At 69.4% G+C, this 15,990-nt stretch carries 16 protein-coding genes; 4 read left to right on the forward strand and 12 right to left on the reverse strand.

The features are described from left to right. Positions 1-217: 217 nt before the first annotated feature. The gene (hisG, locus tag E1292_RS07160; protein WP_132593278.1) at positions 218-1,063 is read right to left on the reverse strand and encodes an ATP phosphoribosyltransferase; all 846 of its coding nucleotides are present in this window, start codon (positions 1,061-1,063) and stop codon (positions 218-220) included. A gap of 62 nt (positions 1,064-1,125) precedes the next feature. Then, positions 1,126-1,389: a phosphoribosyl-ATP diphosphatase gene (locus E1292_RS07165; protein WP_132593280.1), complete on the reverse strand. Its 264-nt coding sequence runs from the start codon at positions 1,387-1,389 to the stop codon at positions 1,126-1,128. 419 nt (positions 1,390-1,808) lie between these two features. Here E1292_RS07165 and E1292_RS07170 point away from each other — a divergent pair, with 419 nt between their 5' ends. From E1292_RS07170 to E1292_RS07180, 3 genes are all read left to right on the forward strand, one after another. Continuing rightward, the gene (locus E1292_RS07170) at positions 1,809-3,065 is read left to right on the forward strand and encodes an extracellular solute-binding protein (protein ID WP_132593282.1); all 1,257 of its coding nucleotides are present in this window, start codon (positions 1,809-1,811) and stop codon (positions 3,063-3,065) included. An 86-nt stretch (positions 3,066-3,151) separates the two neighbouring features. After that, positions 3,152-4,063, forward strand: coding sequence for a carbohydrate ABC transporter permease (locus tag E1292_RS07175; protein ID WP_132593284.1), 912 nt, complete (start codon positions 3,152-3,154; stop codon positions 4,061-4,063). Beyond that, entirely contained in the window at positions 4,063-5,019 is a 957-nt protein-coding gene (locus tag E1292_RS07180) for a carbohydrate ABC transporter permease (RefSeq protein WP_132593286.1), read from the forward strand. Before E1292_RS07175 ends, E1292_RS07180 begins: the two co-directional genes overlap by 1 nt. Positions 5,020-5,086: 67 nt before the next feature. Here E1292_RS07180 and E1292_RS07185 read toward each other — a convergent pair whose 3' ends face one another. The 10 genes from E1292_RS07185 to E1292_RS07230 form a co-directional block, all read right to left on the reverse strand. After that, positions 5,087-6,856 (reverse strand): DEAD/DEAH box helicase, encoded by a 1,770-nt coding sequence (locus tag E1292_RS07185; RefSeq protein ID WP_132593288.1) that lies wholly within the window; start codon positions 6,854-6,856, stop codon positions 5,087-5,089. 305 nt (positions 6,857-7,161) lie between these two features. Next, complete coding sequence (locus tag E1292_RS07190; protein WP_132593290.1) at positions 7,162-7,521, reverse strand: metal-sulfur cluster assembly factor; 360 nt, start codon at positions 7,519-7,521, stop codon at positions 7,162-7,164. 61 nt (positions 7,522-7,582) lie between these two features. Then, positions 7,583-8,023, reverse strand: a complete 441-nt coding sequence (gene sufU / locus E1292_RS07195; protein WP_132333233.1) for a Fe-S cluster assembly sulfur transfer protein SufU — start codon at positions 8,021-8,023, stop codon at positions 7,583-7,585. 2 nt (positions 8,024-8,025) lie between these two features. Further along, complete coding sequence (locus tag E1292_RS07200; protein WP_132593292.1) at positions 8,026-9,282, reverse strand: cysteine desulfurase; 1,257 nt, start codon at positions 9,280-9,282, stop codon at positions 8,026-8,028. Beyond that, positions 9,279-10,025: a Fe-S cluster assembly ATPase SufC gene (gene sufC / locus E1292_RS07205; protein WP_132593294.1), complete on the reverse strand. Its 747-nt coding sequence runs from the start codon at positions 10,023-10,025 to the stop codon at positions 9,279-9,281. Before sufC ends, E1292_RS07200 begins: the two co-directional genes overlap by 4 nt. 5 nt (positions 10,026-10,030) lie before the next feature. Further along, positions 10,031-10,351, reverse strand: coding sequence for a non-heme iron oxygenase ferredoxin subunit (locus E1292_RS07210; protein WP_132593296.1), 321 nt, complete (start codon positions 10,349-10,351; stop codon positions 10,031-10,033). Then, the gene (gene sufD, locus E1292_RS07215) at positions 10,348-11,472 is read right to left on the reverse strand and encodes a Fe-S cluster assembly protein SufD (RefSeq protein WP_132593298.1); all 1,125 of its coding nucleotides are present in this window, start codon (positions 11,470-11,472) and stop codon (positions 10,348-10,350) included. Before sufD ends, E1292_RS07210 begins: the two co-directional genes overlap by 4 nt. Then, on the reverse strand, positions 11,472-12,884 hold the full coding sequence (gene sufB / locus E1292_RS07220) for a Fe-S cluster assembly protein SufB (RefSeq protein WP_132593300.1): 1,413 nt from the start codon (positions 12,882-12,884) through the stop codon (positions 11,472-11,474). The genes sufD and sufB overlap by 1 nt, the downstream gene beginning before the upstream one ends. Continuing rightward, positions 12,881-13,579: a helix-turn-helix transcriptional regulator gene (locus E1292_RS07225; RefSeq protein ID WP_132593381.1), complete on the reverse strand. Its 699-nt coding sequence runs from the start codon at positions 13,577-13,579 to the stop codon at positions 12,881-12,883. The genes sufB and E1292_RS07225 overlap by 4 nt, the downstream gene beginning before the upstream one ends. Positions 13,580-13,670: 91 nt before the next feature. Then, positions 13,671-14,897 carry a multidrug effflux MFS transporter gene (locus tag E1292_RS07230; protein WP_132593302.1) on the reverse strand — a complete coding sequence of 409 codons (1,227 nt, stop codon included), beginning with the start codon at positions 14,895-14,897 and terminating at the stop codon, positions 13,671-13,673. A gap of 183 nt (positions 14,898-15,080) precedes the next feature. On the opposite strand from E1292_RS07230, the gene E1292_RS07235 reads away from it, so the two are divergent. Then, complete coding sequence (locus E1292_RS07235) at positions 15,081-15,989, forward strand: ABC transporter ATP-binding protein (protein ID WP_132593304.1); 909 nt, start codon at positions 15,081-15,083, stop codon at positions 15,987-15,989. Position 15,990 lies beyond the last annotated feature (1 nt).

The raw sequence follows: 15,990 nt of genomic DNA on the forward strand, positions 1-15,990 counted from the left end.
CCCTCCCGGACGCCGCGCCCGGCCATCATACGTCGGTGCCGGCCTTTCGCCGCCGACCGATGTTCGCGGTCCGCGACGACCAGGGCGCCGTACCCCGACAGAACCCCGCCGTCCCCTTCCTGGGGATCCGAGCGGGCACGACAGGGTCTCCCCGGCACGTCCCGTGCCGGGGAGTGTCAGAGGCGGCAGGCGTGCGGCACGTGCCATGCCAGAAGTGTCAGAGGCGGCAGGCGTAGATGTCGGTGACCAGGATGGCCCGCGCGCCGATGTCCCAGAGCTGGTCCATCACCTGCTGGTGGCCCTTGCGCCGGACCATCGCGCGCACGGCCACCCACCCCTCGCGGTGCAGCGGGGAGACCGTGGGCCCCTCCATGCCGGGCGTGAGGGCGATGGCCTCCTCGATGCGCTCGGCGCGGATGTCGTAGTCCATCATGACGAAGTCGCGGGCGTGCACGACGCCCTGGAGGCGGCGTACGAGCTGGTCGAGGCCCTGCGTCTCCGGCGCGCTCTGCTGCTTGATCAGCACGCCTTCCGAGCGCATGATCGGCTCGCCGAACACCTCGAGGCCGACGTTGCGCAGCGTGGTGCCGGTCTCGACGACGTCGGCGACGGCGTCGGCCACGCCCAGCCGGATCGCGGTCTCGACGGCGCCGTCGAGTTTGATCACGCGTGCGTCGACGCCCTGGTCGGAGAGGTATTTGTCGAGCAGCCCCGTGTAGGAGGTGGCGATGCGCCGGCCGTCGAGGTCTTTGACCGACGCCATCGTGCCCGCCATGGCGGCCAGCCGGAAGGTGGAGCCGCCGAAACCGAGCGGCATGATCTCCTCGACCGGGGCGCCCGAGTCGATCAGCATGTCGCGGCCGGTGATGCCGGCGTCGAGGGTGCCCTCGCCGACGTAGACGGCGATGTCGCGGGGGCGCAGGAAGAACAGCTCGCAGCCGCTGGCCTCGTCGACCACGACGAGCTCCTTGCTGTCCCTGCGCGGCCGGTAGCCGGCCTCTTTGAGCATGCTCTGGGCGGCCTCGCTGAGGGCGCCCTTGTTGGGTACTGCCAGACGCAGCATGTCAGGTCCTTTGTTGTCTCTGTCGCTTCTCCAGGGCTTGCCGGTGACGGGCGCGTCGCGCCCTAGAGATGCTTGTAGACCTGGTCGAGCCCGATGCCCTTGGCGATCATGAGCACCTGCACGTGGTAGAGCAGTTGTGAGATCTCCTCGGCGGCTCTGTCGTCCGACTCGTGCTCGGCGGCCATCCAGCTCTCGGCGGCCTCCTCGACGACCTTCTTGCCGATGGCATGGACGCCGGCGTCGAGCGCGGCCACGGTGCCCGAGCCCGCGGGCCGGGTGGCGGCTTTCTCTGACAGCTCGGCGAACAGCTCTTCGAAGGTCTTCATTGGTCTCTCTCGTCGATTGGCTGACGTGCCTGTCAAGCCTAGTCTGCGCCAGGCACTGGCGCTGCCCGGTGTCCGCCACGCGGGACGCCTCGGCCGACGGACGGGGGACACATCGGACGATTCACCGCACTTTACCCCAAGCTCAGTGAGCGGCACGCGAGGCCCCGGTCCGGGCAGCGGGCGGGGAGAGACCGTCAGGCGGTGAACCGAGAAAGCAGCGCACGATGAAAGTTTCAGACATCGTTGTCAAGGATCAGCACCTTGTCCAACCGCCCTACGAGCCATCGGGCCTGCCTATTGTCACTTACCCGTTTAAGTGATGAGATCCCAGCAGCAGTAGGCGGGCACCGGCTCCACGCACATCCGCACGCCCTCAGCGGGAGCTCCGGAGCCCCTCCGACCGATAGATCGGATTGCCCATGCGACGAACGATGGCAGCGTGCAGCACGATCCTGCTGGCGGTTCTGAGCGCGGCCTGCGCCACGAGCGGCCAGACCCAGACCGAGCAGGCCGCCCAGAACGCCCCCGCCACCCTGTCCTTCTGGTCCACCGGCGGGGACGACGAGACCGCGACCTTCCAGAAGGCGGCCGATCTCTACCACCAGAAGCATCCGAACGTGACCATCAAGGTGCAGACCCTGGCCTGGAGCGACGCGTACGCCAAACTGCTGGCGGCGGCCACCAGCCGCAGCGGTCCCGACATCATCTCCGGCGGCATGACCTGGACCATCCAGTTCGGCGCCAGGGGCGCCATGGTGGACCTGCGCAAGCACGGCGGCGACGCGCTCAAGGCGCAGGCGCTGCCCGCCCAGTGGGAGTCGGCCGTCTCGCCCGACGGCTCCGTGTTCGGCGTGCCGCTGGACATGTCGACCATGACCCTCTACTACCGCACCGACCTGCTGGAGAAGGCCGACGTCGAGCCGCCCAGGACATGGGAGGAGCTGCCCGAGGCGATCGACAGGCTCAAGGCGGCCGGGGTGAAGAAGCCCTACAGCCAGGACTGGGGCAACCTGGACTGGATCGGCTACTTCAACTACCTCTACCAGGCGGGCGGCTCGTTCTACACCTCCGACTGCAAGCCCTCGCTCGACACCCCGCAGGCCGAGCGGGCGCTGAAGTACTGGGTGGACCTCTACCGCGAGCACGGCGCGCCCACCGCCACCGTGGAGGGCTCCGACGCCCTGGACACCGGCACGGCGATGGTGGTGGCGGGCAACTGGATCGCCAAGGGCATCGACCTCAACAAGCCGAAGCTCAAGGGCAAGTGGGCGATGGCCACGCTGCCGGCGGGCCCCGCGGGGCCGACCACGTTCATCGGCGGCAGGGCGATCGGCGTGACCTCCTTCAGCAAGCACATCAGGACCGCCGCGGACTTCGTCACGTTCCTGTACAGCGACGAGGCCATCGCCGCGATCTCGGACGAGGCCAAGAAGCGGAACATCTCCTACATCCCGCCGCGACCCGACAAGATCGTGGACGGCTCGGTGTTCACACCCGAGCAGGCTCAGGTCTTCGAGTCGGCGATCAGGACGGGCAAGGCCGCGCCCGGCTGCCCGGGCTGGGACGAGAGCGCGTCGGACGTGGCCAAGCAACTCCAGTCGGTGATCCTGGGCAAGGCGGACGTCAGGACCGCGCTGGCGGAGGCCGCCGAGGTCATGGAGCGCAACGCCCGGTAACCGCCTTCCGGGACCGGGCGCCGGCCGGTCCCGGCCTGCCCTCGTTCCCGGGAATCCAGGAGATCCACGAGATCCAGGAGTTCGACATGGCCTCCCCCGTCCCCCTGAGCCGCAGGCTACGCCGCTACGGCACCTCGTACGCGATGCTCCTGCCGTTCCTCGCGTTGTTCGCGGGGTTCCTGATCTGGCCGCTGGCCAACTCGCTCTACCTGAGCTTCACCACGTTCGACGGGATCAACCCCGCGGCGTTCACCGGCCTGGACAACTTCCGGCTGCTGGCGGAGGACACCAGGTTCCACCACGCGCTGAGCAACACGGGCCTGTACGTGGTGGCGTCGGTCGTGCTCGGCACGCTGCTCTCGCTGGGCCTGGCGCTCGCGTTCAGCGGCACCGGCTGGCCCCACCGGATCATGCGTACGGTGTTCTTCCTGCCCTCGGTGACCTCCTCCATCGCGCTCATGCTGATGTGGAAGTGGGTGTTCTTCCCCAGCGACGTGGGCCTGGGCAACACGATCGTGAGCTGGTTCGGCGGCCAGGCCGTCGCCTGGCTGGCCACACCGGGCCTGGCGATCCCGATCCTGGTGCTGATGTCGGTATGGGGCGGCATGGGCTACGGCATGGTGCTGTACGTCGCCGGCCTCGGCGCGATCCCCCACGAGTACTACGAGGCCGCCAGGATCGACGGCGCGTCCACCTGGCGGCAGTTCCGGCACATCACGCTGCCGCTGCTGCGCCCGGTCACCACCTATGTGGTGGTGACCGGCCTGATCGGCGCCTTCCAGGTGTTCGAGGCCGTCTACATCGTCTTCCAGACGGGCGCCAACAACGTCGGCGGCGTGCTCGACTCGGGCCTGATGATCGTCCCCTACCTCTACGACCAGGGGTTCACCCACTTCAGGCTGGGCTACGCCTCGGCGATCGCCTGGGTGCTCTTCCTGGTCATCTTCGTGCTGAGCCTCGTCAACCTGCGCGTGGGCCGCGCCATGAAGGAGCTGTGATGGCCGTCGCCCCGATGGACACCGTCGCCCCGGTCCGGCGGCCGCCGCGCAGGGCGGAGACCGGCGCGGGCAGGCGCTCACGGATCAACGGGCACCTGCTGCGCCTGCCGTTCTACCTGCTGGCGCTGACGATGGTGGCGCCGTTCTACTGGCTGCTCATCACGGTGTTCAAGCCGCCGTCCGAGCTGGCCAGGACGCCGCCGTCGTTCGTGCCGCGGTCGCCGACGTTCGCCAACTTCTACGACCCCGGGTGGACCGCCCAAGGGGTCAACCCCGGCCACCTGCAGGGCATCTTCCAGCGTTTCCAGGTGGACTTCGGGTTCTGGCGCTTCCTGTTCAACAGCCTGCTCATCACCACGACCATCACGGCCGGCTCGCTGCTGATCTGCTCGCTGGCCGCGTACGTGATCGCCAAGCACGACATCAGGGGCCGCCGGGTCATCTTCCTGATGATCATCGCGTCGATGATGGTGCCCTGGCAGACCACGCTGATCCCCAACTACGTGATCATGCGGAACCTGGGGTGGCTGGACAGCTACGCCGCGTACATCGTCCCGGCGCTGGCCAAGGCGTTCGTGCTCTTCTTCCTCGTGCAGTTTCTGCAGTCGTTGCCGAACGAGCTGATCCAGGCCGCCCGGGTGGACGGCGCCGGGGAGTGGCGGATCTGGTGGCGGATCGTGCTGCCGCTGCTGCGGCCGGCGCTCGCCGCGATGTCGATCTTCATCGTCCTCGCGGAGTGGAACAACTTCCTCTGGCCGCTCATCATCGTGCAGAGCGACGAGATGGCCAACCTGCCGGTCGCGCTGGCCAGGCTCAACTCCTACTTCGCCGGGCCCGACCACCAGGGCGCCATCATGGCGGGCGGGCTGCTCGCGTCGGTTCCGACGATCGTCTTCTTCCTGGTCTTCCAGCGGTACTTCACCCGCGGCATCGCGCTGAGCGGCCTGAAGGGCTGAAACGGCGCTGCCCGCCGCACCATGGTCAGGTGCGGCGGGCAGCGCCGGAATCACGGACGGAGGGGCGTCAGCGCTCGTAGCGACCGGAGTTGCTGCGGTAGCCGCCGCCCTTGCCGCGCTCACCCGAGCGGTAGCCGTCACGCGGCCCGCGCTCGTCCGGGCGCCCGCCGCCCGAGCGGTAGCCGTCACGCGGCCCGCGCTCGTCGGAGCGGTAGCCGCGTTCGCGGTCGGCCGAGAACGGGCGGCCGCGGTCGGAGGCGTAGCGCGGCCCGCGGTCGTCGGAGCGGAACCCGCCCCGCTGGCCGCGGTCGTCCTGGCGGAAGGGGCGGTCGTCGGAGCGGTAGCCGCCGCGCGGCCTGCCGTCACGGGGCTCCTGGCCGCGGCCGAAGGGACGCTCGCCCTCGGCGTGCCGGCGCGGACGCCGGTCACCGTCGAACTCCCTGCGGGGGCGATCGTCACCCGACGCGAACGGCCGCTCGCCGCCCTCGTCGTGGCGGCGCGGACGCCGGTCACCGTCGAAGTCGCGGCGCGGGCGGCGGCCGCGGCGCTCGGAGCCGTTGTGGCCGCCGTCGCGGCGGGGCCGCAGCGGCTTGCGCACGTCGGGCTCCCAGACGGGGACGGCCTCACCGCTCGGCGTGCGGGCCCCGGCGACCTCGGCGAGCCTGGGGTGGCTCGGCGTGACCTTCAGGCGGAACGGGTGGATGCCGGCGCGCCGGGTGAGCGCGTCGGTCGAGCGCCGCTCGTTGGGCAGCACCAGCGTGACCACGGTGCCCTTCTCGCCGGCGCGGGCCGTACGGCCGCCCCGGTGCAGGTAGCTCTTGTGGTCCTGCGGCGGGTCGACGTGCAGCACGAGGCTGATGTTGTCGACGTGGATGCCCCGCGCCGCGACGTCGGTGCAGACGAGCACGCCGATGGAGCCCTCGCGGAACTCGGCGAGGATGCGGGTGCGCTGGTTCTGGCGCTTGCCGCCGTGCAGGCCGCCCGCCTTGACGCCGACCCTGGCCAGCTGCTTGCAGAGCCGGTCGACGCCGTGCTGGGTGCGGACGAAGATGATCGTACGGCCCTCGCGATTGGCGATCGCGGCCGTGACGTCGAACTTGTCGTCGCGCGTGACCTGCATCACGTGGTGCTCCATGGTGTCGACCGGAGAGGTCGCGGGTGCCACGGAGTGGGTGATCGGGTCCTTCAGGAAGCGCCGCACGAGTTTGTCGACGTCGCCGTCGAGCGTGGCGGAGAACAGCAGCCGCTGCCCGTCGGCCGGCGTCTGCGCGAGCAGCTCGGTCACGACGGGGAAGAAGCCGAGGTCGCACATGTGGTCGGCCTCGTCGAGGACGCTGACCTCGACCTCGGACAGGGAGCACTCACCCTGCCTGATCAGGTCGCCCAGGCGGCCGGGGGTGGCGATGACGACGTCGACGCCGCGCCGCAGCGCCTCGATCTGCTTGCCCATGGACATGCCGCCGACGATGACCTTCATCCGCAGCCCGAGGCCGCGGCCGAGAGGTTCGAGGGCGTCGTGCACCTGGAGCGCGAGCTCGCGGGTCGGCACGAGGATCATGGCCTTGGGCCGGCCGGGGGCGGGCCGCACGCCCGCGATGCGGGCCATGGTGGGCAGGCCGAAGGCGAGCGTCTTGCCGGAGCCGGTCTGGCCCCGGCCGAGCACGTCGTGGCCGGCGAGCACGTCGGGGATCGTCGCGCTCTGGATGGGGAAGGGGCTGTCGAAGCCCAGCTTGGCCAGCCCGTTGACGAGCGGCTTCGGCAGGCCGAGGAGCTCGAACTCGGAGGGGCCTGGCTCGGGAGCGGTCTCGTCGAGCTCGGGCATGACAGCGTCAAGCATGGTCACGAAAGTCGTGCCTTTCCGTCGAAGTGGCGCGTCACTTCTGCGAAAGGACGAGCCGGGACGTACGGCGCTGGCCGTACACGTTCAAGGGCACCCGCCGTCGGGGCGGGTCGAGAATGAGGGGGACACACCGGGGCACCGGCCGCAGGCGGCGCTAGACGCGCAATGAGGCGTCGGGTGCGTTTGGTGCCAACGCCGGGATGTTATCGGATATTCCCCGGATGGGTCCGGACCTTCCAAAACCCGCTCTGGCACACACCGAAACGGCCGACGCTTTACGCCAGCCGTTACAGCAGAAAAGATCAGACGTTAAAGCCTAGCATACGCAGTTGCTCACGACCTTCGTCGGTGATCTTGTCAGGCCCCCATGGCGGCAACCAGACCCAGTTGATCTTGACATCGGAGACCATGCCGTCCAGCGCGGAGTGGGCCTGGTCCTCGATGACGTCGGTCAGGGGGCAGGCCGCGCTGGTCAGCGTCATGTCGATGGTCGCCACCGGCTGCCCGCCGTCGGACGGATCGAGATTGAGCCCGTAGACGAGGCCCAGATCGACCACGTTGATGCCGAGCTCGGGGTCGACGACGTCCTTGAGCGCCTCCATGACCTCGTCGACGCTCGTGTCACCGTCGAAGCCGGTCGGGGTCTCCACTGGCTTGCTCATGACACCTCCTCCGCCGGCGTGAGTGCACCGCCGTGTCGCATCATGCCTTCGAATCGCTCACTCACGTGGCAGCGCTCCTCACTACAGCGTCTTTGTAGGCCATCCAGGAAAGCAACGCACATTTCACCCGGGCCGGGAATTTGGCGACACCCGCGAACGCGACCGCGTCGCCGAGCACCTCCTCGTCGGCCTCCACCTTGCCCCTGCCCTGCATGAGCCGGGTGAACTCGTCGACCACGGAGAGCGTCTCCTCGACCGTCGAGCCGGTGGCCAGCTCGTGCAGCACTGACGCGGCCGCCTGGCTGATCGAACAGCCCTGGCCGTCGTAGGAGACATCGAGGATCTTGCCGGCGTCGCCCACCTTGACCCTGAGCGTGATCTCGTCGCCGCACGTCGGGTTCACGTGGTGAACCTCGGCGTCGTACGGCTCGCGCAGCCCCCGCCCCTGCGGGTGCTTGTAGTGTTCCAGGATCAGCTCCTGGTACATCGACTCGCCGATCATGGCTATGCGAACACCTTCTGAACGTGATGGAGGCCACGCACCAGGGCGTCGATCTCGCCCGTGGTGTTGTACAGATAGAACGACGCCCGCGTGGTCGCCGGTATTCCGAAGCGCAGGTGCAGGGGGCGCGCGCAGTGGTGCCCCACGCGTACGGCGACGCCGAACTGGTCGTCGAGAATCTGCCCCACGTCGTGCGGGTGGATGCCCTCCAGCGTGAACGACAGCGTGCCGCCGCGCTCCTCTAGCGTGTCAGGACCGATGAGGCGCAGGCCGGGCACCTCGCGCAGGGCGTCGAGCGCGTAGGCCGTCAGCGTGCGCTCGTGGGCCTCCACGGCCTCCATGCCGACGCCGGTGAGGTAGTCGACGGCCGCGCCGAGCCCGATGGCCTCGACGATCGGCGGCGTGCCCGCCTCGAACTTGTGCGGGATGGGCGCGTACGTCGAGCGGTCCATCCAGACCGCCTCGATCATCTCGCCGCCGCCCAGGAACGGCGGCATCGCCTCGAGCACCTCGGCCCTGCCCCACAGCACGCCGATGCCCGAGGGGCCGACCATCTTGTGACCGGTGAAGGCCACGAGGTCGGCGCCGAGCCCGGCCACGTCCACCGGGTGGTGCGGCACGGACTGGGAGGCGTCGAGCAGGACGAGCGCGCCCACCTCGTGGGCCCGCGCGGCCACGGCGGCGACCGGGTTGACGGTGCCGAGCACGTTGGACTGGTGGGCGATCGAGACGATCTTCGTCCGCTCGGTGATGAGGCCGGGGTCGTAGTCGAGCCGCCCGTCGCCGGTGACCCCGAACCACTTCAGCGTCGCACCGGTGCGCTGCACGAGCAGCTGCCACGGCACGATGTTGGAGTGGTGTTCCATCTCGGAGATGACGATCTCGTCGCCGGGGCCGAGCGTGAACCGTGGATCGGTGGAGGCGGGGTTGCCGAAGGAGTAGGCGACCAGGTTGAGCGCCTCTGAGGCGTTCTTGGTGAAGACCACCTCGTCACGCGAGGGCGCCCCGATGAAGCCCGCGACCTTGTCACGGGCGTTCTCGTAGGCGTCGGTCGACTCCGCGCCCAGCACGTGCATCGCCCGGCCGACGTTGCTGTAGTGGAGCGCGAAGTGGTCGCGCATGGTCTCGATGACCTGGTTGGGCTTCTGCGAGGAGTTGCCCGAGTCGAGGTAGACGAGCGGTCGCCCGTCGGGCAGCTCGCGGGAGAAGACCGGGAAGTCCTTCCTGATCTTCTCCACGTCAAAGCCGTCGTATGTCATGCAGACGCCTTCGTGTACTGCTCGTAGCCCTCCGACTCGAGCTTGTCGGCCAGCTCGGGGCCGCCCTCTTCGACGATCCTGCCGGCCGCGAAGACGTGCACGAAGTCGGGCTTCACGTACCGCAGGATGCGCGTGTAGTGGGTGATCAGCAGCACGCCGGTCTCGCCGGTGGCGCGGAAGCGGTTGATGCCCTCCGACACCACGCGCAGCGCGTCGACGTCGAGGCCGGAGTCGGTCTCGTCGAGCACCGCGATCTTCGGCTTGAGCAGCTCGAGCTGGAGGATCTCGTGGCGCTTCTTCTCGCCGCCGGAGAAGCCCTCGTTGAGGTTGCGCTGGGCGAAGGCGGCGTCGATGGCCAGCGCGTCCATGCCGGTCTTCAGGTCCTTGGCGAACTGGCGCAGCTTGGGCGCCTCGCCCTGGACGGCGGTGACCGCCGAGCGCAGGAAGTTGGAGACCGACACGCCGGGGACCTCGACGGGATACTGCATGGCCAGGAACAGGCCGGCGCGGGCCCGCTCGTCGACCGACAGCTCCAGCAGGTCGACGCCGTCGAGCAGCACCTCGCCGCCGGTGATGGTGTATTTCGGGTGACCGGCGATCGCGTACGCGAGCGTCGACTTGCCCGAGCCGTTGGGGCCCATGATGGCGTGGGTCTCGCCGGACTTCACGGTCAGGTTGACGCCGCGCAGGATTTCCTTGTCCTCGACGGCGACCTTCAGGTCACGGATCTCTAGGGTGGACATGTCTTCTATGACTCCTTCGAGAGCGAGACGAGGACGTCATCGCCGTCGATCTTGACTGTGTATACGTTCACGGGCCGGGTCGCGGGCGGCCCCGTGGGCTTGCCCGTACGGACGTCGAAGCACGAGCCGTGCAGCCAGCACTCCAGCGTGCCGTCGTAGACCTCGCCCTCGCTGAGCTTCACCTCCGCGTGGGAGCAGACGTCGTGCAGGGCGAAGACCTCGCCGCCCTTGCGCACGAGCGCGACGGGCGTCTCCTCCACCTCGACGCCGATCACTCCCCCGTCGGGGATGTCGTCGAGCGTGCACACCTTCTCGAATGCGGTCATCGGGCCAGCTCCGCCTCCAGCGCGCTGATCACGCGCTCGCGGATCTCCTCGACCTGGATCTTCTCGATGAGCTGGCCGAGGAAGCCCCTGATGACCAGGCGGCGAGCCTCGTCGTAGGGGATGCCGCGGGCCTGGAGGTAGAAGATGTGCTCGTCGTCGAGGCGGCCGGACGCGGAGGCGTGCCCCGCTCCCGCGACCTCGCCGGTGAGGATCTCCAGGTTGGGCACCGAGTCGGCGCGGGCGCCGTCGGTGAGGATGAGGTTGCGGTTGAGCTCGTAGGTGTCGGTGCCCTCGGCCTCGACCCTGATGATCACATCGCCGATCCAGACGGCGTGCGCCTCCTCGCCCTGCAGGGCGCCGCGGTAGTCGACGTTGCTCTTGCAGTTGGGCTGCGAGTGGTCGACGAGAAGGCGGTGCTCCAGGTGCTGGCCGGCGTCGACGAAGTAGACGCCGGCCAGGTCGGCGTCGCCGCCGGCGGCGGTGTAGGACACGCTGGGCGACAGGCGTACGAGGTCGCCGCCGAGCGTCACCACGAAGCTGCGGAAGGTCGCGTCCTTGGCGAGCTGGGCGTGGTGGTGGGAGACGTGGACCGCGTCGTCCTCCCAGTCCTGGAGGCTGACGACCTTGAGCGTGGCGCCGTCGCCGACGACGAACTCGACGTTGTCGGCGTAGACCGCGTGCCCCTGGTGCTCGATGATCACCACGGCCTCGGCGAGCGGCTCGACCTTGACCACGATGTGGCCGTAGGTGACGCCGTCGAGGCCGCCGCCGCGCACCTCGACGCGGATCGGCTCGTCCGGCGTGGCCTCCTTGGGCACGGTCACGACCAGCGCCTTCTCGAAGGCGGTGTACGCCTGCGCGCTGACCCGGTCGGCCGGCACGTAGGCCTGGCCGATGCGGGGGTCGCCGCGCCCCACCCACTCGGCGGTGACGCCGGCCGGGGTGGAGACCTGGGTGAGCGCCTGGCCGGTGATCTCGGCCTTGCCGTTGTGCAGCCCCTTCAGGCGCGAGAGCGGCGTGAACCGCCACGCCTCCTCGCGCCCGGTCGGGACGGCGAAGTCGGCCAGGTCGTAGGACGCCTTCTCGTGCAGGGTCGACAAGGGCTTCTCGTTCAGGCCCATCAGCCGACGGCTCCTTCCATCTGCAGCTCGATCAGCCGGTTGAGCTCGAGGGCGTATTCCATGGGCAGCTCGCGCGCGATCGGCTCCACGAAGCCGCGCACGATCATGGCCATCGCCTCGTCCTCGTCGAGCCCGCGGCTCATGAGGTAGAACAGCTGGTCCTCGCTGACCTTGGACACCGTGGCCTCGTGCCCCATCGAGACGTCGTCCTCGCGGACGTCGACGTAGGGGTAGGTGTCGGAGCGGCTGATCTGGTCGACGAGCAGCGCGTCGCACTTGACGGTGCTGGCGCTGCCGTGGGCGCCCTCCTCGATCTGCACGAGACCGCGGTAGGAGGTGCGGCCGCCGCCGCGCGCCACCGACTTGGAGATGACGCTGGAGCTGGTGTGGGGCGCCAGGTGCACCATCTTGGAGCCGGCGTCCTGGTGCTGGCCCTCGCCGGCGAACGCGACGCTCAGCGTCTCGCCCTTGGCGTGCTCGCCCATGAGGTAGACGGCCGGGTATTTCATCGTGACCTTGGAGCCGATGTTGCCGTCGATCCACTCCATGGTCGCGCCTTCGTACGCCACGGCGCGCTTGGTGACCAGGTTGTAGACGTTGTTGGACCAGTTTTGGATGGTCGTGTAACGACAGCGGGCGTTCTTCTTCACGATGATCTCGACGACCGCGCTGTGCAGCGAGTCGGAGGAGTAGATCGGCGCGGTGCAGCCCTCGACGTAGTGGACGTAGCTGTTCTCGTCGACGATGATCAGGGTCCGCTCGAACTGGCCCATGTTCTCGGTGTTGATCCGGAAATAGGCCTGCAGCGGGATCTCGACCTCGACGTTGGGCGGCACGTAGATGAACGAGCCGCCCGACCACACCGAGGTGTTGAGCGCGGCGAACTTGTTGTCGCCCACCGGGATGACCGAGCCGAAGTATTCCTTGAAGAGCTCCTCGTGCTCCTTCAGGCCCGTGTCGGTGTCGACGAAGACGACGCCCTTCTCCTCGAGGTCCTCACGGATCTTGTGGTAGACGACCTCGGACTCGTACTGGGCGGCGACGCCGGCGATGAGGCGCTGCTTCTCCGCCTCGGGGATGCCGAGCTTGTCGTAGGTGTTCTTGATGTCGGCGGGCAGCTCGTCCCAGGAAGCGGCCTGCTTCTCGGTCGAGCGCACGAAGTATTTGATGTTGTCGAAGTCGATGTCCGTGAGGTCGGAGCCCCAGGTCGGCAGCGGCTTCTTGTCGAACAGGCGGAGGCCCTTCAGGCGAAGGTCGAGCATCCACTCCGGCTCGTTCTTGAGCCCGGAGATGTTGCGGACGACCTCCTCGGACAGGCCGCGCTTGGCCGCCGCACCCGCGGCATCCGGGTCGGCCCAGCCGAACTTGTAATTTCCGAGGCCTTCCAGCTCCGGGCGGTCGGTGACACTCACCTTCCGGTCTCCTTGCTCTTGTCTCTATGTGCGGATTCGCCCAGCGTCTGCGGGCTCACGTGTGTCGTGCAGACCCCGTCGCCGTGGGCGATCGTGGCCAGGCGCTGCACCGGGACGCCGAGCAGCTGCGCGAACGCCTCCGTCTCGGCCTCACACAGCTGCGGGAACTCCGCCGCCGCGTGTGCCACCGGGCAGTGATGCTGGCAGAGCTGGTCGCCCCCCGACTTGGCCTTGCTGGCCGAGGCGGCGTACCCCTCCGCCGACAGCGCCTGCGCCAGCACCTGCACGCGCTGGTCCGCCGGCACCGTCCGCATGGCCGGCTCCAGCCGCCTCAGCAGGCTCGAGACCTGCGAGCGGGCGAAGTCGGTCACCGCTTCCTGTCCCATGCGCTCGGCCAGGAAACGCAGCGCGCTCCCGGCCAGGTCGTCATAGGCGTGCTCGAAAGCACTGCGCCCCGCGTCGGTGATGGCGAACAGCTTGGCGGGCCGCCCGCGACCGCGCTGTCCGCGCGGGCGCGCCATGCGAGGCTCGATCATCCCGTCGGCCAGCAGCGCGTCGAGATGCCTGCGGACGGCGGCGGGCGTGAGCCCGAGCCGCTCGCCGAGCGCCCCGGCCGTGACGGGACCATGCTCCAGAATCAGCCTGGCGACACGGGCGCGGGTGCCGCGCTCGTTGCCTGGCTCGCTCAGGTGCATGTTTTTCACAACATCAGTGTGCCGTAATTCCTTCCCGCTGCACAAACGGATCCGGGAACAGGGTGAATGCAATTTCTCACGCAGGGTAGGCTTACCTAACTTGCGGACGACCCAGGGCGGCGAAGATCAGGGCCGAGCCGAGGATGAGCCCCAGCATGACACAGGCCATGGGCACGGCACTGGCGGATCCCACCAGCCCGACCAGCGGGGCCGCGACCGCGCCGAGCGCGAACTGGAGCACGCCGAGCAGCGCCGAGGCGCTGCCCGCCACCTGAGCGGGCTGCGAGGCCAGCGCCAGCGCGCCGGTGCCCGGCAACACCAGGCCCTGGCCGAGCATGATGACGAACAACCCGCCGACGATGTACCACAGGCCGAGCCCCGCGAGCGCGGCCGACAGCAGCAACGTGGCTCCGGTCAGGCCGATGGCCAGCCCGACGAGCACCAGCCGGGCCGGCGCCACCCGCCCCGACAGCCGGCCGCCCAGCTGGGCCATGACGGTGAGGGCGAGCGCGTTGAGCCCGAAGATGAGGGAGTACTGCTGGGGCGTGGCGCCGTACACCTCCTGGAGGACGAACGGCGAGCCGGAGATGTAGCTGAACATCGCCCCGAACGCGAGCCCGGCCGTCAGGGCGGAGCCCATGAACGGGCGGTCACGCAGCAGCCGCCAGAACGTGCGCACGGTGTGCTTGAGCCCGCCGCTCTCGCGCTCGGCCGCGGGCAGCGTCTCGCGCACGCCCGCCAGCATGGCCAGCAGCAGCACCAGGCCGATGAGGCTGAGCACCACGAACACGCCCCGCCACGAGGTGAACGCCAGCAGCTGGGCGCCCGCGATCGGCGCCAGGATGGGGGCCAGGCCGCTCACCAGCATGAGCGTGGCGAAGATGCGGGCGATGGCGGCGCCGTCGTACAGGTCGCGCACGACCGCCCGCACGATGACCAGCGCCGCGCCGCCCAGCATGCCCTGCAGCAGCCGGAACGCGATGAGCATGGGCACCGACGGCGCGAACGCGCACAACAGGGAGGCCGCCATGAACCCGGCCACGCCCACCATCAGCGGCACCCTCCTGCCGCGCACGTCGCTGACCGGCCCGGCGATCACCTGGCCGACGGAGACGCCGATGAGGCAGGCGGTGAGGGTGAGCTGCACCTGCGCGGGGGCGCTGAGCATCTCGGAGGTGATGGCGGGCAGCGCGGGCAGGTACATGTCGATGGAGAGCGGCCCGATCGCCGACAGCGCCCCGAGGATCACCAGCAGCAGCCCGCGGCGGCTCCTTCGCTCATGAACGACGACGGCGGACGTGGCCTCTGCCACGGACATGGATGCCCCTCTCCCTCGCGGACCGGTGGCCCACGAGGGCCGAAGGATCAAACCAGGACCGGCTTCTCCTAATTCCCGGTCATCAGATATTTCTTGGGAATTCCATGACCCGCACGAGGAACACCGCATCGGCCGTGCTCACCTGCGGCCGGGACCGCCCACCGCAGTCCCTAAACTCATGGCATGGACTCCCCAGCCGTCGAGATCATCGACCTGGTCAAACGTTACGGCGGCACCACCGCCGTCGACGGCCTCACGCTCCGCGCCGAACGCGGGGCGGTCACCGCGGTCCTCGGCCCCAACGGCGCGGGCAAGACGTCCACGGTGGAGATCTGCGAGGGGTTCCGCGTGGCCGACGCGGGCACGGTCAGAGTGCTCGGCCTGGCGCCCGCGCTGCCCGAGCTGCGGCCGAGGGTGGGAGTCATGCTGCAGGCGGGCGGCGTGCCGCCGGCGATGCGCTGCGCCGAGTGGCTGCGCCTGGTCTCCCGCTTCTACGCCCGGCCCCTCGACGCTGACGCGCTGCTCGCCCGGCTGGGGCTGACGGAGCACGTACGCACCCCCTACCGGAGGTTGTCGGGCGGGCAGCAGCAGCGCCTGTCGCTGGCCGCGGCCGTCGTCGGGCGGCCGGAGCTGGTGTTCCTCGACGAGCCGACGGCCGGGCTCGACCCGCAGGCCAGGCACGCCTGCTGGGACCTGGTGGGCGAGCTGCGCGGCGCGGGCGTGTCCGTGGTGCTGACCACCCACCACATGGACGAGGCCGAGCGGCTGGCCGACCACGTGGCGATCATCGACAGGGGGCGGGTGGTGGCCGAGGGCAGCCCCGCCTCGCTCACGGGCGCGGAGCGCCAGCTGCGGTTCAGGGCGCGGCCGGGGCTGGCGCTGGAAGAGCTGCTCAACGCGCTGCCCGCGGGCAGCGCGGCCAAGGAGTCACCCGCCGGGCACTACATCATCGAGGGCCTGGTCGGGCCCGAGCTGCTGGGCACGGTGACGGCCTGGTGCGCCTCCGAGGGCGTCACGGCCGACGACCTGCGCATCGAGCGCCGCACCCTCGAAGACGTGTTCCTGGAGCTGACCGGCAGGGAACTGCGATGAC

Origin of the sequence: Nonomuraea deserti (assembly GCF_004348685.1) — a bacterium.
GTDB lineage: Bacteria > Actinomycetota > Actinomycetes > Streptosporangiales > Streptosporangiaceae > Nonomuraea > Nonomuraea deserti.

What these genes read in the sequence shown, in the direction of transcription:
- sufC (WP_132593294.1), bottom strand. Translation starts at nt 10,025, where the DNA reads ATGTCCACCCTAGAGATCCGTGACCTGAAGGTCGCCGTCGAGGACAAG.
- E1292_RS07180 (WP_132593286.1), top strand. Translation starts at nt 4,063, where the DNA reads ATGGCCGTCGCCCCGATGGACACCGTCGCCCCGGTCCGGCGGCCGCCG.
- E1292_RS07200 (WP_132593292.1), bottom strand. Translation starts at nt 9,282, where the DNA reads ATGACATACGACGGCTTTGACGTGGAGAAGATCAGGAAGGACTTCCCG.
- E1292_RS07225 (WP_132593381.1), bottom strand. Translation starts at nt 13,579, where the DNA reads ATGCACCTGAGCGAGCCAGGCAACGAGCGCGGCACCCGCGCCCGTGTC.
- E1292_RS07210 (WP_132593296.1), bottom strand. Translation starts at nt 10,351, where the DNA reads ATGACCGCATTCGAGAAGGTGTGCACGCTCGACGACATCCCCGACGGG.
- hisG (WP_132593278.1), bottom strand. Translation starts at nt 1,063, where the DNA reads ATGCTGCGTCTGGCAGTACCCAACAAGGGCGCCCTCAGCGAGGCCGCC.
- E1292_RS07175 (WP_132593284.1), top strand. Translation starts at nt 3,152, where the DNA reads ATGGCCTCCCCCGTCCCCCTGAGCCGCAGGCTACGCCGCTACGGCACC.
- E1292_RS07230 (WP_132593302.1), bottom strand. Translation starts at nt 14,897, where the DNA reads ATGTCCGTGGCAGAGGCCACGTCCGCCGTCGTCGTTCATGAGCGAAGG.
- E1292_RS07165 (WP_132593280.1), bottom strand. Translation starts at nt 1,389, where the DNA reads ATGAAGACCTTCGAAGAGCTGTTCGCCGAGCTGTCAGAGAAAGCCGCC.
- sufU (WP_132333233.1), bottom strand. Translation starts at nt 8,023, where the DNA reads ATGATCGGCGAGTCGATGTACCAGGAGCTGATCCTGGAACACTACAAG.
- E1292_RS07190 (WP_132593290.1), bottom strand. Translation starts at nt 7,521, where the DNA reads ATGAGCAAGCCAGTGGAGACCCCGACCGGCTTCGACGGTGACACGAGC.
- E1292_RS07185 (WP_132593288.1), bottom strand. Translation starts at nt 6,856, where the DNA reads ATGCTTGACGCTGTCATGCCCGAGCTCGACGAGACCGCTCCCGAGCCA.
- sufD (WP_132593298.1), bottom strand. Translation starts at nt 11,472, where the DNA reads ATGGGCCTGAACGAGAAGCCCTTGTCGACCCTGCACGAGAAGGCGTCC.
- E1292_RS07235 (WP_132593304.1), top strand. Translation starts at nt 15,081, where the DNA reads ATGGACTCCCCAGCCGTCGAGATCATCGACCTGGTCAAACGTTACGGC.
- E1292_RS07170 (WP_132593282.1), top strand. Translation starts at nt 1,809, where the DNA reads ATGCGACGAACGATGGCAGCGTGCAGCACGATCCTGCTGGCGGTTCTG.